This window comes from Flavobacterium jumunjinense (genome assembly GCF_021650975.2).
GTDB classification, from domain to species: Bacteria; Bacteroidota; Bacteroidia; order Flavobacteriales; family Flavobacteriaceae; genus Flavobacterium; species Flavobacterium jumunjinense.
Window position 1 is genome coordinate 4,529,424 of sequence record NZ_CP091285.1, and the last position, 21,210, is coordinate 4,550,633.

The 21,210-nt window shown below is 31.2% G+C and carries 15 protein-coding genes; 8 read left to right on the forward strand and 7 right to left on the reverse strand.

The genetic code is table 11. The annotated features are described in order from the left end of the window. From L2Z92_RS20575 to L2Z92_RS20585, 3 genes are all read left to right on the forward strand, one after another. On the forward strand, window positions 1-702 hold the full coding sequence (locus L2Z92_RS20575; protein ID WP_236456639.1) for a response regulator: 702 nt from the start codon (window positions 1-3) through the stop codon (window positions 700-702). A gap of 96 nt (window positions 703-798) precedes the next feature. After that, the gene (locus tag L2Z92_RS20580) at window positions 799-2,139 is read left to right on the forward strand and encodes a hypothetical protein (RefSeq protein ID WP_236456641.1); all 1,341 of its coding nucleotides are present in this window, start codon (window positions 799-801) and stop codon (window positions 2,137-2,139) included. A 398-nt stretch (window positions 2,140-2,537) separates the two neighbouring features. Then, window positions 2,538-3,236: a hypothetical protein gene (locus L2Z92_RS20585; protein ID WP_236456643.1), complete on the forward strand. Its 699-nt coding sequence runs from the start codon at window positions 2,538-2,540 to the stop codon at window positions 3,234-3,236. Between the two features lie 176 nt (window positions 3,237-3,412). Here L2Z92_RS20585 and L2Z92_RS20590 read toward each other — a convergent pair whose 3' ends face one another. The 6 genes from L2Z92_RS20590 to L2Z92_RS20615 all read right to left on the reverse strand — a co-directional run bounded on the left by L2Z92_RS20590 (window position 3,413) and on the right by L2Z92_RS20615 (window position 8,956). After that, the gene (locus L2Z92_RS20590) at window positions 3,413-3,808 is read right to left on the reverse strand and encodes an ankyrin repeat domain-containing protein (protein WP_236456645.1); all 396 of its coding nucleotides are present in this window, start codon (window positions 3,806-3,808) and stop codon (window positions 3,413-3,415) included. Between the two features lie 96 nt (window positions 3,809-3,904). Further along, window positions 3,905-4,855, reverse strand: a complete 951-nt coding sequence (locus L2Z92_RS20595; protein ID WP_236456647.1) for a phosphoribosylaminoimidazolesuccinocarboxamide synthase — start codon at window positions 4,853-4,855, stop codon at window positions 3,905-3,907. 78 nt (window positions 4,856-4,933) lie between these two features. Beyond that, on the reverse strand, window positions 4,934-5,389 hold the full coding sequence (locus tag L2Z92_RS20600; protein WP_236456650.1) for a hypothetical protein: 456 nt from the start codon (window positions 5,387-5,389) through the stop codon (window positions 4,934-4,936). Window positions 5,390-5,408: 19 nt separating this feature from the next. Further along, window positions 5,409-6,227, reverse strand: coding sequence for an SDR family NAD(P)-dependent oxidoreductase (locus tag L2Z92_RS20605; protein ID WP_236456652.1), 819 nt, complete (start codon window positions 6,225-6,227; stop codon window positions 5,409-5,411). Window positions 6,228-6,355: 128 nt separating this feature from the next. Next, window positions 6,356-7,783: an alpha-amylase gene (locus tag L2Z92_RS20610; RefSeq protein ID WP_236456654.1), complete on the reverse strand. Its 1,428-nt coding sequence runs from the start codon at window positions 7,781-7,783 to the stop codon at window positions 6,356-6,358. A 222-nt stretch (window positions 7,784-8,005) separates the two neighbouring features. Further along, window positions 8,006-8,956: a PhoH family protein gene (locus L2Z92_RS20615; protein ID WP_236456655.1), complete on the reverse strand. Its 951-nt coding sequence runs from the start codon at window positions 8,954-8,956 to the stop codon at window positions 8,006-8,008. Between the two features lie 181 nt (window positions 8,957-9,137). On the opposite strand from L2Z92_RS20615, the gene L2Z92_RS20620 reads away from it, so the two are divergent. The 5 genes from L2Z92_RS20620 (at window position 9,138) to dnaN (ending at window position 14,005) form a co-directional block, all read left to right on the forward strand. Continuing rightward, window positions 9,138-9,968 carry an SAM hydrolase/SAM-dependent halogenase family protein gene (locus tag L2Z92_RS20620; protein ID WP_236456656.1) on the forward strand — a complete coding sequence of 277 codons (831 nt, stop codon included), beginning with the start codon at window positions 9,138-9,140 and terminating at the stop codon, window positions 9,966-9,968. Window positions 9,969-9,983: 15 nt separating this feature from the next. Continuing rightward, window positions 9,984-10,280 (forward strand): putative quinol monooxygenase, encoded by a 297-nt coding sequence (locus tag L2Z92_RS20625; protein ID WP_236456657.1) that lies wholly within the window; start codon window positions 9,984-9,986, stop codon window positions 10,278-10,280. 113 nt (window positions 10,281-10,393) lie between these two features. Further along, complete coding sequence (gldF, locus tag L2Z92_RS20630) at window positions 10,394-11,119, forward strand: gliding motility-associated ABC transporter permease subunit GldF (protein ID WP_236456658.1); 726 nt, start codon at window positions 10,394-10,396, stop codon at window positions 11,117-11,119. Further along, window positions 11,119-12,801 (forward strand): gliding motility-associated ABC transporter substrate-binding protein GldG, encoded by a 1,683-nt coding sequence (gldG, locus tag L2Z92_RS20635; protein WP_236456659.1) that lies wholly within the window; start codon window positions 11,119-11,121, stop codon window positions 12,799-12,801. Before gldF ends, gldG begins: the two co-directional genes overlap by 1 nt. An 85-nt stretch (window positions 12,802-12,886) precedes the next feature. Beyond that, window positions 12,887-14,005, forward strand: coding sequence for a DNA polymerase III subunit beta (gene dnaN, locus L2Z92_RS20640; protein ID WP_236456660.1), 1,119 nt, complete (start codon window positions 12,887-12,889; stop codon window positions 14,003-14,005). A gap of 574 nt (window positions 14,006-14,579) precedes the next feature. Here the strand turns inward: dnaN and L2Z92_RS20645 are convergent. Further along, window positions 14,580-21,065 carry a T9SS type B sorting domain-containing protein gene (locus tag L2Z92_RS20645; protein WP_236456661.1) on the reverse strand — a complete coding sequence of 2,162 codons (6,486 nt, stop codon included), beginning with the start codon at window positions 21,063-21,065 and terminating at the stop codon, window positions 14,580-14,582. Window positions 21,066-21,210: the final 145 nt, after the last annotated feature.

Below are 21,210 nucleotides of genomic sequence, written 5' to 3' on the forward strand. Positions count from 1 at the left end.
ATGGAAAAATCTCTACAAATTTTAGTTATAGAAGACGAATTTATTACACAAAAGACAATAATTAATCAGTTAACTGAAATTGGCTACAGAATTTCTGGCACTGCAATGAGTTCTGATGAAGCTATTGAAATATTAGAAAATGAAATTGTGAATTTTGCTATTTTAGATATCAATATAAAAGGAAAAAAAAATGGAATTTGGCTTGCTAATTACATTAAAGAAAATTATTCTATTCCATATATATATCTAACTGCTTATTCTGATGATGATACTATTACTAAAGCGTTAAAAACTGACCCATACGCTTATTTGGTTAAACCTTTTCAAAAAACAGACTTGTTAACTTCAATTGAAATTAGTGTTCAAATTTTTAATAAGATCAATCAACAAATTAAAGAAAATTTTTTAATTATTAAGCATTTAGAAGTATATAAAAAAATTAATTTAAATAGCATTCGATTTATTGAAAGTGATAAAAACTATTTAATTCTAAACTCAAGTGATACCAACTATCGATATAGAGCAACAATAACCGAATTCACAAAACAACTACCTCATTGTTTTATTCAAACACATAAAGGTTTTATTGTAAACATTAATTTTATAACAGCATTTTCAAATACATTAATTGAAATTGAAAACAACAAAATACCAATTTCTAAAACTCACAAAGACAATGTTTTAAGGATTTTAACACAATAAACATATTCTTCCCAAAAAAACATATTTTATCCCAATAATTTTTATTTTTTAAATTATAAATCAATTTTTGTTAAATAATTTAATAAAAAAATAAAAATGAAATTATTTTTACTACTATTCGTTTTTCCCTTATTCTTAAATGCTCAAGTAGGAATAAACACAACAAATCCAGACAATAGTTCAATGCTTGATATTACTGCAACTGATAAAGGTTTATTAATTCCAAGAGTATCGATTCCGAATCTGAATGTTGCGGCACCAATTACAAATCCAGCCACAAGTTTATTAATTTTCAACACTAATACAATAACTGGAGTCGGTTTTTATTATTGGGACGGATCAAAATGGACGCAATTAATTGACGGAACAAATCATTGGTCTAAAATTGGAAATGATATTTACAATAATAATACTGCAAATGTTGGCATAGGAACAACTACCCCAACCACGAAATTTCATATCGAAAAAATCGGTACTCCTTCATCATTACTTAATCAAAACTTTGAGACCAATACAATTTCACCACTAACAACAAGTGGGAGTACTAACTGGATAACGCAAACATCTGTAAAACATACAGGAACTTATGCAGCAAAATCAGGAGCAATTGGTGATAGCCAAAGTACAGCGATTTCATATACAGTTGTAGCTCCTTCAGAAGGAGCTACTCTAAATTTTTTTTACAATGTAAGTAGTGAAAGTGGTTTTGATTATTTACGTTTCTACATTGATGGTGTACAACAAAATCAGTGGTCTGGCGAGATTGGATGGACACAACAAACTTATTTTTTAGCTGGAGGCTCGAGAACATTACGTTGGGAATACAGTAAAGATTCTTCATCAAGTGCAGGTAGTGATGCTGCATATATTGATAATTTAACAATAACAACTATTGCACCAGCCGCTATGCGTATTGTTGATGGGAATCAATCTTTAGGCAAAGTATTAACTTCTGATGCAAATGGAAATGCTTCATGGCAATCTATAACAAATAGCAGTATTTCTGATATTCCACTTATAGCGTCAGTAAATGGATTAAGTATTCCTATATGCAATAATGTAAGTGTTGGAACAACGGGTAGTTTTCCAGTTACTATTAAAGGCGTACCAACAACGGTAAATTGGGAAATTTTGGCAAAGCAACAAAAAAGTGGATCACAATTAGTGAGTGGAAATCAACTTGCTAAAGCAGAAGTTCTAGCAGAAAGACTTCAAGTACGTTATGATTTTAGTCCGCAACTCCCATTTAGTCCAAATGGATTTATTTTTAGTGCGAATAATAATACTGGAGTTTCAGATGTATTTGCTTTAAATTATGCTAACAAATCCCAATCTTCTGTAACAATAAATATTGCAAGAGTAGAGAAATTTGCTGAACAATCAGGAGCCAATTGTTGGCAAGGCCAATTCTATTTTGATGTTTTCATAACAAATTAACATTTCTATTTCACATACAACACTTAAAAACAGTTATGACTAAAATCTGAAATAAATACAAGATTATCTTATTTTAAATAATAAATAAAATAAAAATGAAGCTTTTATGCTTCATTTTTTTGTTTTACAACACTTTAACTATTCTTAATTGATGTATTAAAAAATAAAATATTGCTTTATTTTTTATTTTTTTTTAGTTAAAAAAAATGGAATTATAGAAATTTTCATCATAAAAAAACACGATTTAATGAACCTAAACGATTTTATACGCACTTTAATCGATTTCTTTATGAATTCTAATTTTTTAAGTCAAATTTTGTACTGCAAATCTCAATAAACTGTTTTTTTTAACCTAAAATTCTGGAATTAAAAATAATTAATTTATTAAATTTCTAGACATGAATTCAAAAAGAATACTATTAATCTTAGTATTATTTCCATTTTTAATGAATGGACAAGTTGGTATTAATACCACATCTCCTACAAAAGAGTTAGACGTAAATGGAGACGTTAGAATACGAGGACTTTCTAACACAACTGGAAGAACAACACCTGTTTCTGTTTTGCCTGACGGAACTTTGGTTACTGCTCTTACTGATAATACCGCGCCTGGAACAAAATTTGTTGGTTTTTTATCGTCTGATATTCCACTTAACACTGATTTTAACTTTAAAGAAATTATATTAGCTGTTGAACTTGTTGATGTTTCAAACGAATACAATACTTCTACTGGTAGATATTCGCCAATAATTGATGGCTATTATAAAATATCTATGGATTTTGATATTGGTGACTATACAAATTCTTCAAACGATTTAGATATTTTGATTGGTCTTTGGGATTTTACAACAAATAATTGGGTTTTGAGAAGAACTTTTAAACACAGAGACAACAATAATCCTACTCTTGGTTCGGGAAGAAATGAAAGTTATGGAATTACAAATTACTTACAATTGATTCATGGACATTCTTATGGTTTTAGGATCTTTACAGACTATGAGGACAGCACAACAAGAAACGCGAAATTAAAATCGCAAAATAGTGGTTCAACTGGTACTTCTGTTTCTACAAGTTTTTCAATTGAAAAAATACTTTAATACAATAGTTTTGAGTTTTTAACAAAACATCAACTCAATTCATACTTTTTATTTTCAAATTCTAGAGTAAAAGCTCCATATTTCAATATTTGATATGGAGCTTTTATAATTTAATGCAAAAGGTTATGCGACAAGCACACAACCTTTTAATCAATAATCTAACTATAAAACAAAAACTATCTTTTTAATGCTTCTATAATTAAGTCTTTAGACTCTTCCGAACCACTACTTTTTGCATGATCTAAGGCGTTAAAACCATTACTATCTGTAATTGTTAAATTTGCTCCTTTTTCGATTAACATTTTTACAATTTCAACTTTATTATATCTTGCCGCATACATTAAAGGTGTCATTCCTCTATACGTTACTCCGTTCAAATCTACTCCATACTCTAAAATTCTTTCTACTAAATCAATATCTCCATTACTTATTGCTTTACACAGTGGCGTAACGTCATCTTCAAAAAACACAATACTATTTTCATTCGCAAATTCATCTTGAACCGAAGCTGCATTTGTACTATTTGCTGATAAAATAAATGATAAACCTAAAAAAACGATTGATTTTTTCATAATGAATAATTTGTTTGTAATTATCTTTTTTATTCACTACAAAGAACAAAAAAACCACGCAGAGCGTGGTTATGGTAGCATTAAACTAATGTTATGTTACTTCTTACTTAAAAAACTTAAAACATTATCTTCAATTCTTTTATTTATATTAGAGATATCTGCCTTAACAAATTCTTCTCCTAATATGTTCTCAAACAATTCAATATATCTTTCTGATACTGAATTGATATATTCTTCTGTCATTTCCGGAATCTGTTGACCTTCTTTTCCTTGAAATCCATTTTTAATTAACCATTGTCTAACAAATTCTTTAGAAAGTTGTTTTTGACCTTCACCTTTATCTTGACGCTCTTGATATCCATCAGCATAAAAATAACGTGAAGAATCTGGCGTATGAATTTCATCGATTAAAACAATCTTACCTTCTTTTGTTTTTCCGAATTCATATTTAGTATCTACTAATATTAATCCTCTTTCTGCTGCAATTTCAGAACCTCTTTGATATAAAGCTCTTGTATATTTTTCTAAAACTAAATAATCTTCTTCTGAAACAATTCCTTTTGACAATATATCTTCACGGGAAATATCTTCATCATGTTCACCATTATCTGCTTTCGTAGAAGGTGTTATTATTGGTGTTGGAAATTTATCATTTTCTTTTAAGCCATCTGGAAGTGCAACTCCACATAATATTCTTTTACCTAAAGCATATTCTCTTGCTGCATGTCCTGCTAAATAACCTCTTATAACCATCTCTACTTTGAATGGTTCACACAAATGTCCGACAGCTACATTAGGGTCTGGTGTAGCTAACAACCAATTTGGCACAATATCTTGCGTTAGCTCCATAAACTTGGTTGCTATTTGATTTAGAATTTGTCCTTTATATGGAATTCCCTTTGGCATTACTACATCAAAAGCTGAAAGTCTATCGGTAGCAATCATAACAAGAAGTTCATCGTTTATGTTATAAACTTCTCTTACTTTACCGTTATAAACTGATTTTTGACCAGGAAAGTTAAACTTGGTCGATGTTATTGTACTCATTAATTGTTGTGTTGTTGTTTTTGCAAAAATAAGTCGTTTATTAGACATAAACAATGGAAAAAATCAAGTTTTAAATTTTTAGATATAACCTAACTTTTTCAGTATCGTAATTCCTTTTTCTTCTATATTTTCTAGACGTTCGAAATCTTCTTTCCCTTCTTTATTTTTAAAATAAATTTTCAAACTTTTAAACGAGTAATCCATTTTATCAATTTTTGAAAGTGGAATTTTATACTGTGAACCTGATCCTACTTTTATATAATTAAAAGAAGATACAATTAACAGAATTATAGCTGTTGTTAATAGGATTTTATTATCTGCTCTATAAATATTAATAAACAATAGCAATGAAAACGAAACTAACATGGCGTAAAAACTATATGTCTTTACTTTTTTTATAGTATTTTGACTCTTTGATTTAAATGACTTCTCTTCTATTAAGTCGATTTCAGACCAATTTCCTGTTTTTGTTAGGAATAAATCGGTTTCATTTATATTTATGAATCCTTTTTCATATTTAAAAAACTGTTTCATGCCTCTTTATAATTAAAATCTATTTTTTAAGAACCATTTTCTTAATTACACTATTAAATAATCTATAACCTAAAATTCGTCTTAGGTATTTCATGAAATTAGCATCAAAGCCAATCGTATATTTTCTATATCGTTTTGATGGGTTTTCTGCAATATCAAATAATTTATTAATAATTGTACTCGTTAAGTTTTTGTTCTTATCTGTTTTTTTATTTAATATCTCATTTATTGCATCCATCATTGCATTATAGGATGGAATATTACAATCTCCGCACTTAGCTACATTTTTCTGAAAATCGGTTGGTGCATTTCCGAATTGAACCGTACAAACACTCACATTAAATTCTAATAATTCATAGGACATACATTCTGAAAAGCTTTCTACTGCTTGTTTTGTAGAGTGATAAAAATTTCCCAAAGGCAAGTTTACTAAGCCCGCAATAGACGTGATATTTATAAATTGTCCGAAATTTTGTTCTCTAAACACAGGAATAAATGCTCTACAAATTTTCACAACACCGAGCCAGTTCACATTAACAATGGTGTCTATTTTAGAATCTTCTGAAAGTTCAACAAAGCTTCTATAGCCTAAACCTGCATTATTTATAACAACATCGATTGTTTTAAAATCTTTTAAAATCTCATTTTTTGCTTTTTCTATATTTTCTGATGAAGTTACGTCTAACAAGTAACATTTCACGTTAGGATATCCTTTTAATTCTTCCGCTAAATCTAAATCGATCATTGTGGCAATTACATTCCAACCGTTATCTGCAAAATGTTTCGTTGTTAATTTTCCTAATCCTCCGGATGCTCCAGTTATTAATACAGTTTTCAATGTTATTATAGCTTTTAATTTCTACAAATAAAGCTTTTTTAGTCGTAACTAGCAAAGCTAACTTAAAAAAACAAAAAAAGGATACTGAGAAAAACACAATATCCTTTAATAAAAACTAATTCACTCAACTATAATGTTGACCACACTGAGTAACTATTTGGTGGACATTGTATTTTTACCCATTTTCCACCTTGTGTTGTTGGTTGCCAAGATGAATTTCCTGTATAATCTTTTATCTCTGTACTCGACCAATTAGTTTCTACCCATCTTTCTTGCCAAGAGCTTGAATTATTCAAATAGACCACTAAACCAGGGTTTCCATTATAACCATTTCTTCTTGCAATATATTCGTCATTATCTGCATATAAAATTGAAGTGTTTCCTGTTGCTTTATTATTATGTATCCAGATTAAATTATTAAGCTTACTTTTATCTAACCAATCTTCATAATCTTTATAAAAAATTGTTGGATATCCTTCATGGGTTAAAATGTATGCATAAGCAAGGTTTTTTTTCCAAATTTGATCCGTATCATGATTAGAAACAAATGTTACTGCTCTATAAGGTCTTCTTTTCCAAAGCATATCTCCAGAACTTAACTTCGATAAATCATCACCATCAAAAGCTTCATCCATTTTATAATAACATGCAAAGTCAAAAGCAGAACTATTTGCATTATCACACCACCATTCTAAAGTAGCTGCATTACCATCCCAATATTCTCCTACTGAAAAACCACCAACATTAGCATTCCATTGGTTCACAACCCATGGCCCAAAGCCTTTAACATAATCAAATCTCCATCCATCAAACTTCATTGTATTTTTATAATACTTCCCTACTCCATCTGATCGTTTCCACAACCAATCTTGTACATAAGGATTAGCATGACATAAGTCTGGAAAACCGCCAAAACTTCCTTCATCATTATTCCCAAATGAATTTTTATAGAAATCGTTATATGTTCTATTAAACTTACCTGAAGCTACATTAAATTTAGTGTAGGTATTTGAATTAGTAAATGGATTTAATTCGGACTGCCCACCACTGTTGTGATTAATAACAATGTCTGCATATACTTTCATGTTTTCATTATGAACCGTTGTGATTAAACTTGTAAGTTCGGTTTTAGAACCGAATCTTGTTTCAACTGTTCCGTTTTGATTATAATCTCCAAAATCAAAATAATCTGTAGGATCATATCCCATTGAAAATGGTCCGTTTTGTGCTTTTGAAACAGGAGGCAACCAAATAGATTCAATTCCTGCATTTCCCCAAGATGCAACTTTGCCTTTTACAACATTCCACCATGTACCTCCAGCTGGAACATCCCAATAAAAAGCTTGCATCATTACTCCACCTCCTGGACCAGAATTAAATTTATTCGTTTCACTACTATTTCCAGTACTGAAAGGTTTACCGTCATGATTTGTTACTTGAATTGTTTTAAATTCATTAGTATCAATTTTACTTTCATCTATTTCCTCATTGTTGCATGAAAAAAAAGTAGCTACAAAGCAAAATGAAAAAATCTTCAATGTTTTTATTTGTTTCATAATTTTTAATAATTAATAAATTTAAATCTAATTTAATAGATAATTAAACATAAATACGATTAAAAATTACGAATAACACAACGAAAACGTTTTCGTGTTGATAATTTTATTAAAAAAGTATATTTAATAAGCCAAAATAAATCATCCTACTCAATTTCAAATGTTTACATAAAAAAAACCAACTATTTTCATAATTGGTTTCTCTTTTTTCATTCAAAAAAATTAATCGTGATTTTCAATACTCTTATAAGCATCTATAATTTTCTTGACTAACTTATGTCTTACAATATCTTTATCATCTAAATAAGTTATCCCTACACCTTCTACATCTTTCAGTATTAATAATGCTTCTTTTAATCCAGAAATTGTTCTTCTTGGTAAATCTACCTGACCAGGATCTCCAGTAATCATAAATTTAGCATGTTTCCCCATTCTAGTTAAAAACATCTTCATTTGACTATGCGTCGTGTTTTGAGCTTCATCTAAAATTACAAACGCATTATCTAAAGTTCTACCTCTCATGAAAGCCAATGGAGCAATTTGAATAATTCCCTTCATGATATAATCTTCTAACTTCTCCGCTGGTATCATATCTCTTAAAGCATCATACAAAGGCTGCATATAAGGATCTAGCTTCTCTTTCATATCTCCAGGTAAAAAACCTAAATTTTCACCTGCTTCTACTGCTGGTCTAGTTAAAATAATTCTTTTAACCAGTTTCTCCTTTAAAGCTTTTACAGCCATTGCTACTCCTGTATAGGTTTTACCCGTTCCTGCGGGACCAATTGCAAAAACCATATCATTTCGCAATATTGTATCAACAAGTTTTTGTTGGTTTGGTGTCAATGCTTTAATAAGCTTCCCTCCAACACCATGAACAAGAATTTTATCTCTTCCATTTAACTGCTGTGTTTCTTGAGAATCATTTTCTAAAACCCTCAAAATCACATTCTCATCAATAGTATTATACCGTGTAAAATGAAGCATTAATCTTCTGAATTTTATTTCAAATTCATCTAATATCTCTTCTTCTCCATAAGCTTTTAATGTAGTTCCTCTTGCAACAATTTTCAGTTTTGGATAATACTTCTTAACAGCCTCTAAATTAACATCTTGAGTCCCCCAAAAATCCTTTGGAGTAATCTCTACTAATTCAATTATTCTTTCGTTCAAATGCTTTCTTTTTAAATTGTTTTTGTTGTACTAAAATTATAGTAGCTTTGTACTTATTTTAAGATACTATTTTTATCAAAAATTATACTTTTTCATGTACTATAATTATAGTTTTGAAAAGTGTTAAAATCAAATTTAAGAAAAACAAAACTTGTTTTTGTAATAAGTTATAAACAAATTTATGTCAATAATTACACTTACTACCGATTTTGGATTAAAGGATCACTTTGTTGGTGCTCTAAAGGGTAAGTTAATTTCTGGACTTGAAAACCCTATCATTGTAGATATATCTCATGATATAGATTTATTTAATACTTTAGAAGCAAGTTATTCCATTTCGGCTGCCTACAAAAGTTTCCCAAAAGGAACAATACATATTATAGGCGTTGATAGTGAACGAACTGCAACTACAGAACATATTGCAATGCAATGGGATGATCAATATTTTATATGTGCAGACAATGGAATATTAAGTTCATTAATACAAAAAAAAGTAGCTCAAAAAATAGTAGCAATCAATATTCATGATAGACTACAGGAAGAGAATACAGATATGAATGTATTTGTTGCTGTTGCATGTCATATTGCAAGAGGTGGCTTATTAAATGTTATTGGAAAAGAAATAAACGAACTTAGAATGGTTAATGAAATGACCGCTCAAGTTTCAAGTGATAATTCATTAATAAAAGGAACTATTATCCATATTGATCAGTTTGGAAACTGTGTTACTAATATTTCTAAGAAAATGTTTGATGATATTTCCATGAAAAGAAACTTTAAAATCAAATTTCATAATAAAAAACTAGACCGAATACATAATTTTTATTCAGATTTTAAAAACACAGATAAATATACTCTGAAAGCCTTTGAAGGTAATGCTTTGGCTTTATTTAATGAAAATGGATATTTAGAAATTGCCATTTATAAGAGTAATCCAAAAACTGTTGGCTCTGCTTCCACTTTATTAGGATTAAAGTTTAGAGATGTTGTTAGTATAACTTTTGAAGAATAAATTTAACTATATATAATGTTTGTACGAATTGTAAAAATGCGCTTTCAAGACGATAAAATTGCTGTTTTTCTTGAAAAATTTGATACTATTAAAGAAAAAATAAGAGCTTTTGAAGGAAATCAGTTTTTAGAACTATATCAAGACAAAAATGATCCTCGAATTTTTTTTACATATAGTTATTGGAATTCAGAAGAAGATCTAGAAAAATATAGACATTCTGAATTATTCAAGGAAGTTTGGGCGTTTACAAAAGCTTTTTTTAGTGATAAACCTGAAGCATGGAGTGTTGACAAGTTAGTTTCAATACACTAAAAAAAATATTTATTTAAAACAATAAAAAATATAAATTTGCATTACTAATTTCTAAACAAAAGTTTACCTATTTTCAGATATAAAATGAAATTCTAAGCTTTAAACAAAAAAATATGAAAGCATTATTGCTACGTGAAATAAAATCATTTTTCGGATCGCCAATTGGTTATCTAGTTATTGCCATTTTTCTATTACTCAATGGATTATTTCTTTGGGTATTTCAAGGTGATTTTAATATTTTAAATTCTGGATTTGCAGATTTAAGTCCGTTCTTTAAACTTTCTCCTTGGATTTTAATTTTTCTAATTCCTGCGGTAACTATGAGATGTTTCTCAGATGAAATAAAACAAGGGACAATCGAATTACTTTTCACAAAACCATTAACTATTTGGGAAATTGTAAATGGTAAATTTCTAGGTGCTTTTCTATTAATTGTTTTAGCTATTCTTCCTACTTATGTTTATGTTTGGGTTATTTCCTATTTTGGAAGTCCCGAAGGTAATATTGATATGGGAAGTACAATTGGTTCCTATTTTGGCCTATTATTCCTAATAGCAGCATATACTTCGATTGGTGTATTTACATCAACTCTATCAGAAAATCAAATTGTTGCATTCATTATTGCTATTTTTGTATGTTTTATCTTTTATTTTGGTTTCGAAGGTATTGCAAATCTTTTTAATGAATATAGCAAATCTATAGCTTCTTTAGGAATGGATTATCATTTTAAAAGTATGAGTCGTGGCGTTTTAGACACAAGAGATGTTACTTACTTTATGAGTATAACTTTTTTGTTTTTATCGATTACTGTTTATAAACTTAAAACATTGAAAGGATAATGAAAACTTCAAAAAAACAAAATTTAAAGTCACTTTTTATAGTTATCATAGTCCTTATTGCTATTAATGTTGTGAGTAATTTCTATTTTAAACGTTTCGATTTAACACATGACAAACGTTATACGCTTTCTGAAACATCATTAAATATTATAAAAAGTATTGATAGCCCTTTATATGTAGATGTTTTTTTAGAGGGAAATTTCCCTCCAGAATTCAAACGTTTACAGAATGAAACAAGACAACTATTAGAAGAGTTCACAGCATACAATCCTAATATTATTTTCCAATTTGTAAATCCGATTGAAAAAGAAGAAGAGCGCTTAGCTGTAATGAAAGAGTTTCACGCAAACGGACTACAAGCCTTAAATATTACTGTGGATGATAAAGGAAAACAAACACAGGAAGTAGTTTTTCCATGGGCAGTAGCTAATTATGGAAACAAGGGAACTAAAGTTTCATTACTAAAAAATTTAATGGGAGCAACAACAGAACAAAAAGTAATTAGTTCTGTACAACATCTAGAATTTGCTTTTGCGGAAGCTTTCAATAAAATAACTAAAGAGAAACAAAAAAAGATAGCAGTAATTAAAGGTAATGGTGAGTTAGAAGATATACAAATTGCTGACTTTATTAGATCGGTAAGAGAAAGCTATTATATTGGTACGTTTACTCTTGATTCAGTAGCAAAAGAACCTCAAAAATCTTTAGAAGCTTTAAAGAAATATGATTTAGCAATAATCGCTAAGCCTACTGAAAAATTTACAGAAGAAGAAAAAGAAGTATTAGATCAATTTATCATTAACGGAGGTAAATCATTATGGTTAATCGATAATATAACTGCTAATTACGAAGATTTATATAATGAAACAGGTAGTCTATTAGCACATCAAACTGATTTGAATCTAACCGATATGTTGTTTAAATATGGAATAAGAATAAATCCCTTATTAGTAAAAGATGAACAGGCTACTCCTATAAAATTAGCAACAGGAAAACAAGGTAGTGAAACACAATATGAACAATATTTTTGGAAATTTTCTCCATTTGTTTATCCATCAACTAATCATCCTTTAGTTAAAAATATGGAAGGAATTAAGTTTGAATTTCCTTCACCTATAGAATTACTTAAAAATGATATTAAAAAAACTGTTCTTTTAAGTAGTTCAGAATATTCAAGACCTATTGGTACACCTTCAGAAATATCATTAGATATGGTAACAGAAGAGACTAAACCCGAAGACTATTTAGGAAAGGGTCTGATGCCATTAGCCGTTTTGTTAGAAGGTTCATTTTCATCTATGTATAAAAATAGAGTACTTCCATTTAAAGATCCTACATTTAAAAATGATGGTTTAGCAAACAAAATGATCGTGATTTCTGATGGTGATATTATAAAAAATCAAATCGACAAAGGAATTCCTTTAGAATTAGGTTTTGATAAATGGACAAATAACCTTTATGGTAACAAAGAGTTTTTAATGAATTGTGTAAATTACCTTTTAGATGACACTGGACTTATCAACATTAGAAGTAAAGATGTAGATTTGCCATTATTAGACAAAGAAAAAGTGTATCAAAACTATACTTGGGCACAAATGATAACTGTCGGATTACCAATGATTTTATTAGCTATTTTTGGTATTTTGTTTACTTTTTTAAGAAAAAGAGCCTACAGCAAGTAGATGTTGATAAAATGTTTTTGTGTTTGCTAATAATTAGAATATATTTGTGAAACTAAAATCATAAGAGATTTTAAAATAAAAGAAAATGAAGTTTATAGTATCGAGTTCGTATTTATTAAAACAGCTACAAGTATTAGGAAGCGTTATTAATAGTAGTAATACGTTACCCATTTTAGATAACTTTTTATTTGAATTAAATAATAATCAACTGACTGTTTCTGCATCAGATTTGGAAACAACTATGTCAGCTACATTAGAGATTGATTCAACTAGTCAAGGAAGTATTGCAGTGCCTGCAAAATTATTATTAGATATACTTAAAACCTTTCCGGAACAACCTTTAACTTTTTCAGTTGAAGAGAATAGTACTGTGGAAATTAGTTCTAATTCTGGTAAATATGCTATTGCTTATGCTCCAGGAGAAGAATTTCCAAAAGCAGTAGCATTAGAAGATCCGTCTTCAACGTTAGTTCCTGCAGAAGTTTTAGCAACAGCTGTTAGTAAAACTATTTTTGCTGCTGGTAATGATGATTTAAGACCTGTAATGAGTGGTGTATTTTTTCAATTCTCACCAGAAGGCTTAATATTCGTAGCAACAGATGCTCACAAGTTAGTGAAATATGCGCGTGCAGATGTGAAAGCATCTCAAGTTGCAGATTTTATTATGCCTAAAAAGCCTTTAAATATTTTAAAAGGTATTTTAGGAGCTTCAGATGCAGAAGTTAAAATTGAATATAATGATGCTAATGCAACTTTTTCTTTTGAAAACTACGTATTAACATGCCGTTTAATTGATGGAAAATATCCTAATTATGAAGCTGTAATTCCAAAAGAAAATCCAAATAAATTACTTATCAATAGAGTTCAATTTTTAAGCTCTGTACGTCGTGTTGCAATTTTTGCAAACAAAACAACACATCAGATTCGTTTAAAAATTGCTGGAACAGAATTGAATATTTCTGCCGAGGATATTGATTATTCTAACAAAGCAGATGAGCGTTTAACATGTGATTATCAAGGAGACGATTTGCAAATCGGTTTTAATTCACGTTTCTTAACAGAAATGCTGAACAACCTTACTAGTGATGAAATCCAACTTGAAATGTCTATGCCAAACAGAGCTGGTATTCTTACTCCAGTTGATGGACTTGATGACGGAGAAACTGTTACGATGTTAGTAATGCCTGTAATGCTAAGCAATTAATTAAAACATACAAAAATATTTAAATATTAAAATCTAACTTTTAATTATTACTTAATATTTTCAAAATAACTATACCAACCTTAACCCAAAAAACCGCAAAAACCCTAAAAGTTGATGCGGTTTTTTATTTTATCTAATTATTAATTATTATTACGTCACAACAAAGATAGACACTCTAAATAAGGCTGTTTATATCGAACAAATTACAATAAAACACTATTTTTTTTGTTCTTTTATTTAAAATAGCTAATTATTTGGGTGCTTTTTCATATAATAAATGGTGTTCGATTTTACCAATCGAAGTCACAGTTTTTTTGAACCACTTAACAACAGTTAATCTATTTTGAATACCAAGTGTCTTTGTAAATTCTTTAACTGTAAGTTGACCTCATTCGATTTCTTAAACAATTTGTAATTTAAAGGACATTGAGTAGTCATTTTATATTCCTTTTCACATAACGTGTTTCTTTACGTTTTTCCATTGGAGCTACTTTTTTACGCATTCCTTTTAGGGACTGGACAAAAAAAAGCTTCACAAATAATGTGAAGCTTTTTTAAAATTATATTTTATCCATTATCGTTTTAATGAAAAATGTGCTTTAAATACTTTCTTTTGTTGGTTTTCTTCATACTCTACTGTGAACCAGTAATCTGCTGAAGGTAATTGTTTACCGTTAAAGGTACCATCCCAACCTTGGCTTTCCGGGCTGATTTGTTTGATCAATTTACCGTATCGGTCAAAGATATAAATTTTTGTGTTAGATTGACCTCTTAATGAAAAAATATTCCAAGTTTCATTATACCCATCTCCATTTGGTGTAAAGAACTTAGGATAATCAACTACTAAAATACTCTTTTCTAGATAAGTACAACCTTTTTCATCTACTACTGTAACAATATGTTCTCCTGCACTTACTCCTGTAAATACATTCGAATCTTGAAGATCTCGATCATCTAATTGATATAAAAGACTTCCATTTCCGTCTATTACTGTTATTGTTATTGTTGCATTATCTGTAAATGCATTTGTTACTGTATAGGTGAAATCTGTAGCGTTATTGATCTCGTTTACTGTTATTGTATTTGATGTATTCGAACACCCTGTAGTTATGTTTTGAACCTCTACATAATAAGATCCAGCTTCTGTAGCATCATAGGTACTTTGTGTTGCTGTTGGAATTGGTGCTCCATTGAAATACCAATTGAAATCATAATTTGCAGTATTTGGTATTCCTGAATCTAAATGATGACTTTGGAATACTAAACCTGTTGATAATTCAACACAAATTGAACCATCTAACAATACAGGTTGCGGTAATGGGTTTACAATTTGAGTATACTGTCTTGGCACTCCTAAACAATCTCCTAATCTTGGTGTAAAGGTATAAACTGCCGTTCCTGCTACCAATCCTGTAGTGGTTAAAACATGATCTATCAAGTGAATATTACTTGTAGAAACACCACTTGTAACTCCTCCTGTTACCGCTACTCCATTCAACTGAACACTCCACTCGTAAACTACATTGTTGTTTCCTGATGCTACCGTAACATTAGGCATCTCTCCACTACAAATTGCGTTTATAGAACCCGAGAATGTTAAATCATCAACCGGTACTGGATTTACTGTAATTGTAATATCAACAACCGTTCCTGCACAAATACCCATTGTTGGAGTTACATGATACACAACCGTTGAAGCCGTTAAATTTGCAGTCGTTAAAGTATCTGTAATCATTGATCCTGAACCATTACTCATTCCAGAAACTGTTCCTCCTGAAACAACTTCTGAAGTCCAACTAAAACTTGCTCCTGGATAATCATCTGAAAACAAACTAATTTGTGTCGTTTCTCCTGAACATATCGAATCATCAATAACAGTATAATCAACCGATGGAATTGGATTAATTCGAACCGTAAAAGTTTGAGTTTGTCCAATACAATCAGCAACACCATAAGTTGTAACTACTAAATCTACTGGTAAAAACTGCCCTGTTTGTAATGTAAGGTTTTGATTTAAGACAATTGGCCCTACTCCATTTCCTGAAATAATTTCATTTATTCCTTGTGCTGAAGCTGTCCAATAAATTGTTGCTCCTGGAACATCTGATGTTATTGTTACATCCATAGCCTCTCCATCGCAAATCGTTGGCGTGTTATTCACAATAGTAACTGTTGGGGCAATAGTAACTGTTATCACTCCATTATCTGTCGCTTGTGGTGCACAACCTCCTGTTGTTGTTATTGTATAAGGATAAACTCCTGGAGCACTTGGCGTTCCGCTTATGCTTGCAACTCCTGTTACTGCATTATAAGAACTTGTTACTCCTGTTGGTAAACCTGTAACAACTACATTCGTTGCTGTTCCTAAAACTTGATAGTTGATCGAACTTAATGAAAAGTTCTCACAAATTGTTTGGTTCTCTGTCGCTACATCAGAAATCAATGTTAATGTCGTTGCTGCTGAAATAACAACTGTTGATGTCATTGTTAATGCACTATTACAACTTGTCGTTGGATTAGTTACCAACGTTAAGTTTATTGTTTGGTTTGTAGTAGCATTAGCCACCATTACCGTTGCTGATCCTGAAGCACTCAACGTAACTGGACTAGCAGGTAAACCTGAAACTCCTGTATAACTAACTTGCGACCCTGGTGTTCCTGTAATAGTAAACACAGCATTTGTAGCAGAACAAATTGGACCATTGTTGGTTATACTTGTAACATTAGGTAATGGATTAACCACTACTGTTGCTGAATTACTTAAGTTTCTTAAACAGCTTCCTATAAAAATATCTATCAAATTAATCGTCTGCGTAGCCATTGCTCCTGCAACTGTTATTATGCCATTTCCAGAAGCATCTAAAACAATCGTCTGAGTTGTTGCAACTCCTGTTATTGCATAACTAACTGTAGCATTTGGCGTTCCAACTATCGTGAAAATAGCATCTTCATTCTCACAAATTGGTCCGTTTCCTATTACACTTGTAACATCTGGAATCGCATTAACTACAATCGTTGCTGTATTGGTTAATGGCGAAATACAATTTGTTGTTGTGTTTTCGATAAATGATAATGTAACAGTCTGATCTGTTGTTGCTGCTGTTACTGTTATTATTCCATTCCCAGAAGCATCTAGAAGAACTGTTTGTGTAGCTACAACTCCTGTAATGGTATAACTCACTGTAGCATCAGGCGTTCCAACTATCGTAAAAATAGCATCTTCGCCTTCGCAAATTGGACTGTTAGTCGTTAAACTTGTTACCGTTGGCAACGGATTTACAGTTATTGTTGCTGTATCTGTTACTACTAATGAACAAGTAGTTGTTGGATTTGTAATTAATGTTAATCCAATCGTCTGATCTACTGTAGCTGCTGTAACTGTTATTGTTCCATTTCCTAAAGCATCTAAAGTGATACTTTGAGCAACCGTATTTAAAGTATAATCTACAACTGCATCTGGCGTTCCAACTATAGTAAAAATAGCATCCGATCCTGCACAAATAGGTCCGTTTCCACTTAAACTTGTTAAAACAGGCAGTGGATTTACCGTAATTGTAGCCGTATTTGTTACTACTGATGAACAAGTAGTTGTTGGGTTTGTAATTAACGATAAAGTAATCGTTTGATCTACTAGCGCTCCAACTATAGTAACAACTCCGTTTCCAGAAGCATCTAAAGTAATACTTTGAGCACCTGTATTATCGGTATAATCAACAACTGCATCAGGTGTTCCAACTAGCGTGAAAATAGCATCTTCGCCTTCGCAAATTGGACTGTTTGTCGTTAAACTTGTTACTGTTGGTAATGGATTTACAGTTATTGTTGCTGTATCTGTTACTACTGAGGAACAAGTAGTTGTTGGATTTGTAATTAATGTTAACGCAACTGTTTGATCAACTGTAGCTACTGTAACTGTTATTGTTCCATTTCCTAAAGCATCTAAAGTGATACTTTGAGCAACCGTATTTAAAGTATAATCTACAACTGCATCGGGCGTTCCAACTATAGTAAAAATAGCATCTTCGCCTGCACAAATTGGACCATTAGTCGTTAAACTTGTTATTGTTGGTAATGGATTTACAATTATTGTTTCTGTATCTGTTAATGAACTAACACAACTTCCTACTGAAATAGATGATAATTCAATCATTTGATTAATCATTGCTCCTACTACTGTAACTGTTCCGTTTCCAGAAGCATCCAAAATAACAGTATCCGTTGTAGTTCCTCCATCTAAAGTATAAGTAACGGTAGCGTTAGCAGTACCATCTAGCGTAAAAATAGCATCTTCGCCCGCACAAATTGGTCCGTTCCCACTTAAACTCGTTAAAACTGGCAACAGAACTACTGTTATAGTTGTTGCATCAGTTACTACTGAAGAACATGTAGTCGTTGGGTTTGTAATTAATGATAAAGTAATTGTTTGGTCTACTAGCGCTCCAACTATAGTAACAACTCCGTTTCCAGAGCCATCTAAAGTAATACTTTTTGCACCAATATTATCAGTATAATCAACAACTGCATCGGGCGTTCCAACTATCGTGAAAACAGCATCTTCGCCTGCACAAATTGGACTATTTGTCGTTAAACTTGTTACTGTTGGCAACGGGTTAACAGTTATTGTTGCTGTATCTGTTACTACTAATGAACAAGTAGTTGTTGGATTGGTAATTAATGTTAACGCAACTGTTTGATCTACTGCAGCTGCTGTAACTATTATTGTTCCATTTCCTAAAGCATCTAAAGTAATACTTTGAGCAACTGTATTTAAAGTATAATCAACAACTGCATCAGGCGTTCCAACTACTGTAAAAATAGCATCTTCGCCTGCACAAATCGGTCCGTTTCCACTTAAACTTGTTAAAACAGGCAATGGATTTACCGTAATTATTGCTGTATTTGTTACTACTGATGAACAAGTAGTTGCTGGGTTTGTAATTAACGATAAAGTAATCGTTTGATCTACTAGCGCTCCAATTATAGTAACAACTCCGTTTCCAGAAGCATCTAAAGTAATACTTTGAGCACCTGTATTATCGGTATAATCAACAACTCCGTCAGGCGTTCCAACTATCGTAAAAATAGCATCTTCACCTGCACAAATTGGACTGTTTGTCGTTAAACTTGTTACTGTTGGCAACGGGTTAACAGTTATTGTTGCTGTATCTGTTACTACTAATGAACAAGTAGTTGTTGGATTGGTAATTAATGTTAACGCAACTGTTTGGTCAACTGTAGCTGCTGTAACTGTTATTGTTCCATTTCCTAAAGCGTCTAAATTGATACTTTGTGCAACCGTATTTAAAGTATAATCTACAACTGCATCGGGCGTTCCAACTATAGTAAAAATAGCATCTTCACCTGCACAAATCGGACTATTAGTCGTTAAACTCGTTATTGCTGGTAATGGATTAACTGTAATCGTTGCTGTATTTGTTAATGGAGTAACACAACTTCCTACGGAAATAGATGATAATTCAATCATTTGATTAATCATTGCACCTACTACTGTAACTGTTCCGTTTCCAGAAGCATCCAAAACAACAGTATCCGTTGTACTTCCACCATCTAAAGTATAAGTAACCGTAGCATTAGCAGTACCAACTAGCGTGAAAATAGCATCTTCGCCTGCACAAATTGGTCCAGTTCCACTTAAACTCGTTAAAACTGGTGTAGGCGTTACAACTAAATTAAAGGTCGTCGTATTATAAACTGTTGGATCAGCAATTTCTTGAATTCTAACATAAATCACTTGATTTGTACCATTAAAAGCTGCGTAAGGTGTAGCTGCATCTGTAGTAGTAACAGTATAATCATCTGCTCCTGCTTGTGAGGTATAATAAGTAATATCATAAAGAGCAGGATTATTACTTCCTATTACTGTAGCATCTTGAGAAGTTAAATCAAAAATTTCAAAATCATCATTACTAGGGTCATCACAAACAACCATATCGGATGGTTGGACAATAATCACACCACAATTTATAATAACCTGAAACTCTATAAACTCAGCACATGCACTGTTATTTACATCTTCCACACGTACATATATAGTAGTATCTGCAAGTGGATTTGGTGTATATGCTGTTGGATTAGCTATATATGTAGGAACCGTTGTTCCACCAGAAAAAGAATCAAAAAGATCCAAATAGAAACTAACATTAAAGTCTGCTGGATTCTCTGGAGCGACCATAGCTGGTATAACAGAAGTTAAATCATAAACAGGGGCACAATCGTTCATCGCTCCAATGAGGTCTGGAGGCGTATTAAGAACTGGGGGTGAAGAAAAATAAACATCTACTTGATCAGTTGCAACATCAGAACAACCAGGTCTAGTAACCCTTACTTCCCAAGTTCCAGATTGACTTACTGTTAAACTATTTGTTGTTGTTGTAGTTTGCAAAACAGCAGGTGTTCCAAGATACCACTCATAGGTTGGTGTACCTGGAGTTGTTGGCGCTTGATTGAATGTTGCTGTTAATGTTGTACTAGTAATAGTTGACGAACAAAATAATTGGTCAGGACCAAGGTCGACACCACAAACAATATCACAATCTGTTGTTGCAGTAGAACTATTTAATAAATCTAATTGGATAAAACCCGGGTTATTTGAAAAATTTGTTACCAATAACACATAAAACTCACCTGCATTCACGCCGTTTAATGAAAAATTTTCTACAGCCGAAACCGAATAACTACATGCTGCAATGTTATTTACAGTAGCGCCTGGACTATATTCAAACAAATCTGTACAGTTAGGTCCTGTAAAAGGTCCCCAAACAATAAAATCAACATCTTGATTATTATATGCTGGTGCATTATTTCCTTGATGCAAAGAAAAATTAAAATTTCCCGAGGTTCCTACTTGAAAGTAAAACCATGCAGGATTAGGAGTAGTATTTAAACATCCTATAGTTCCCAAACTTGCGACACCTGTTGAGTTTGGAAATGGCGCAACACTTCCCGAACAAATAGCCGAAGCCGTATCACATGTAGGGGATTGTGAATAAATATTATTAAAAGTGATAATTAATAAAAATAAGTATAATATTCTTTTCATTATTTATATTTATATTGTTAATTTATAATAGTAGCTAACAAATTTAACAAAATAATAGTTCTATACTAATATTTTCACCAATAATTAATGTTAATCCCATTTTTTTTAATTTAATTGATTTATCTTTGCCCCTATTAAAAAAATG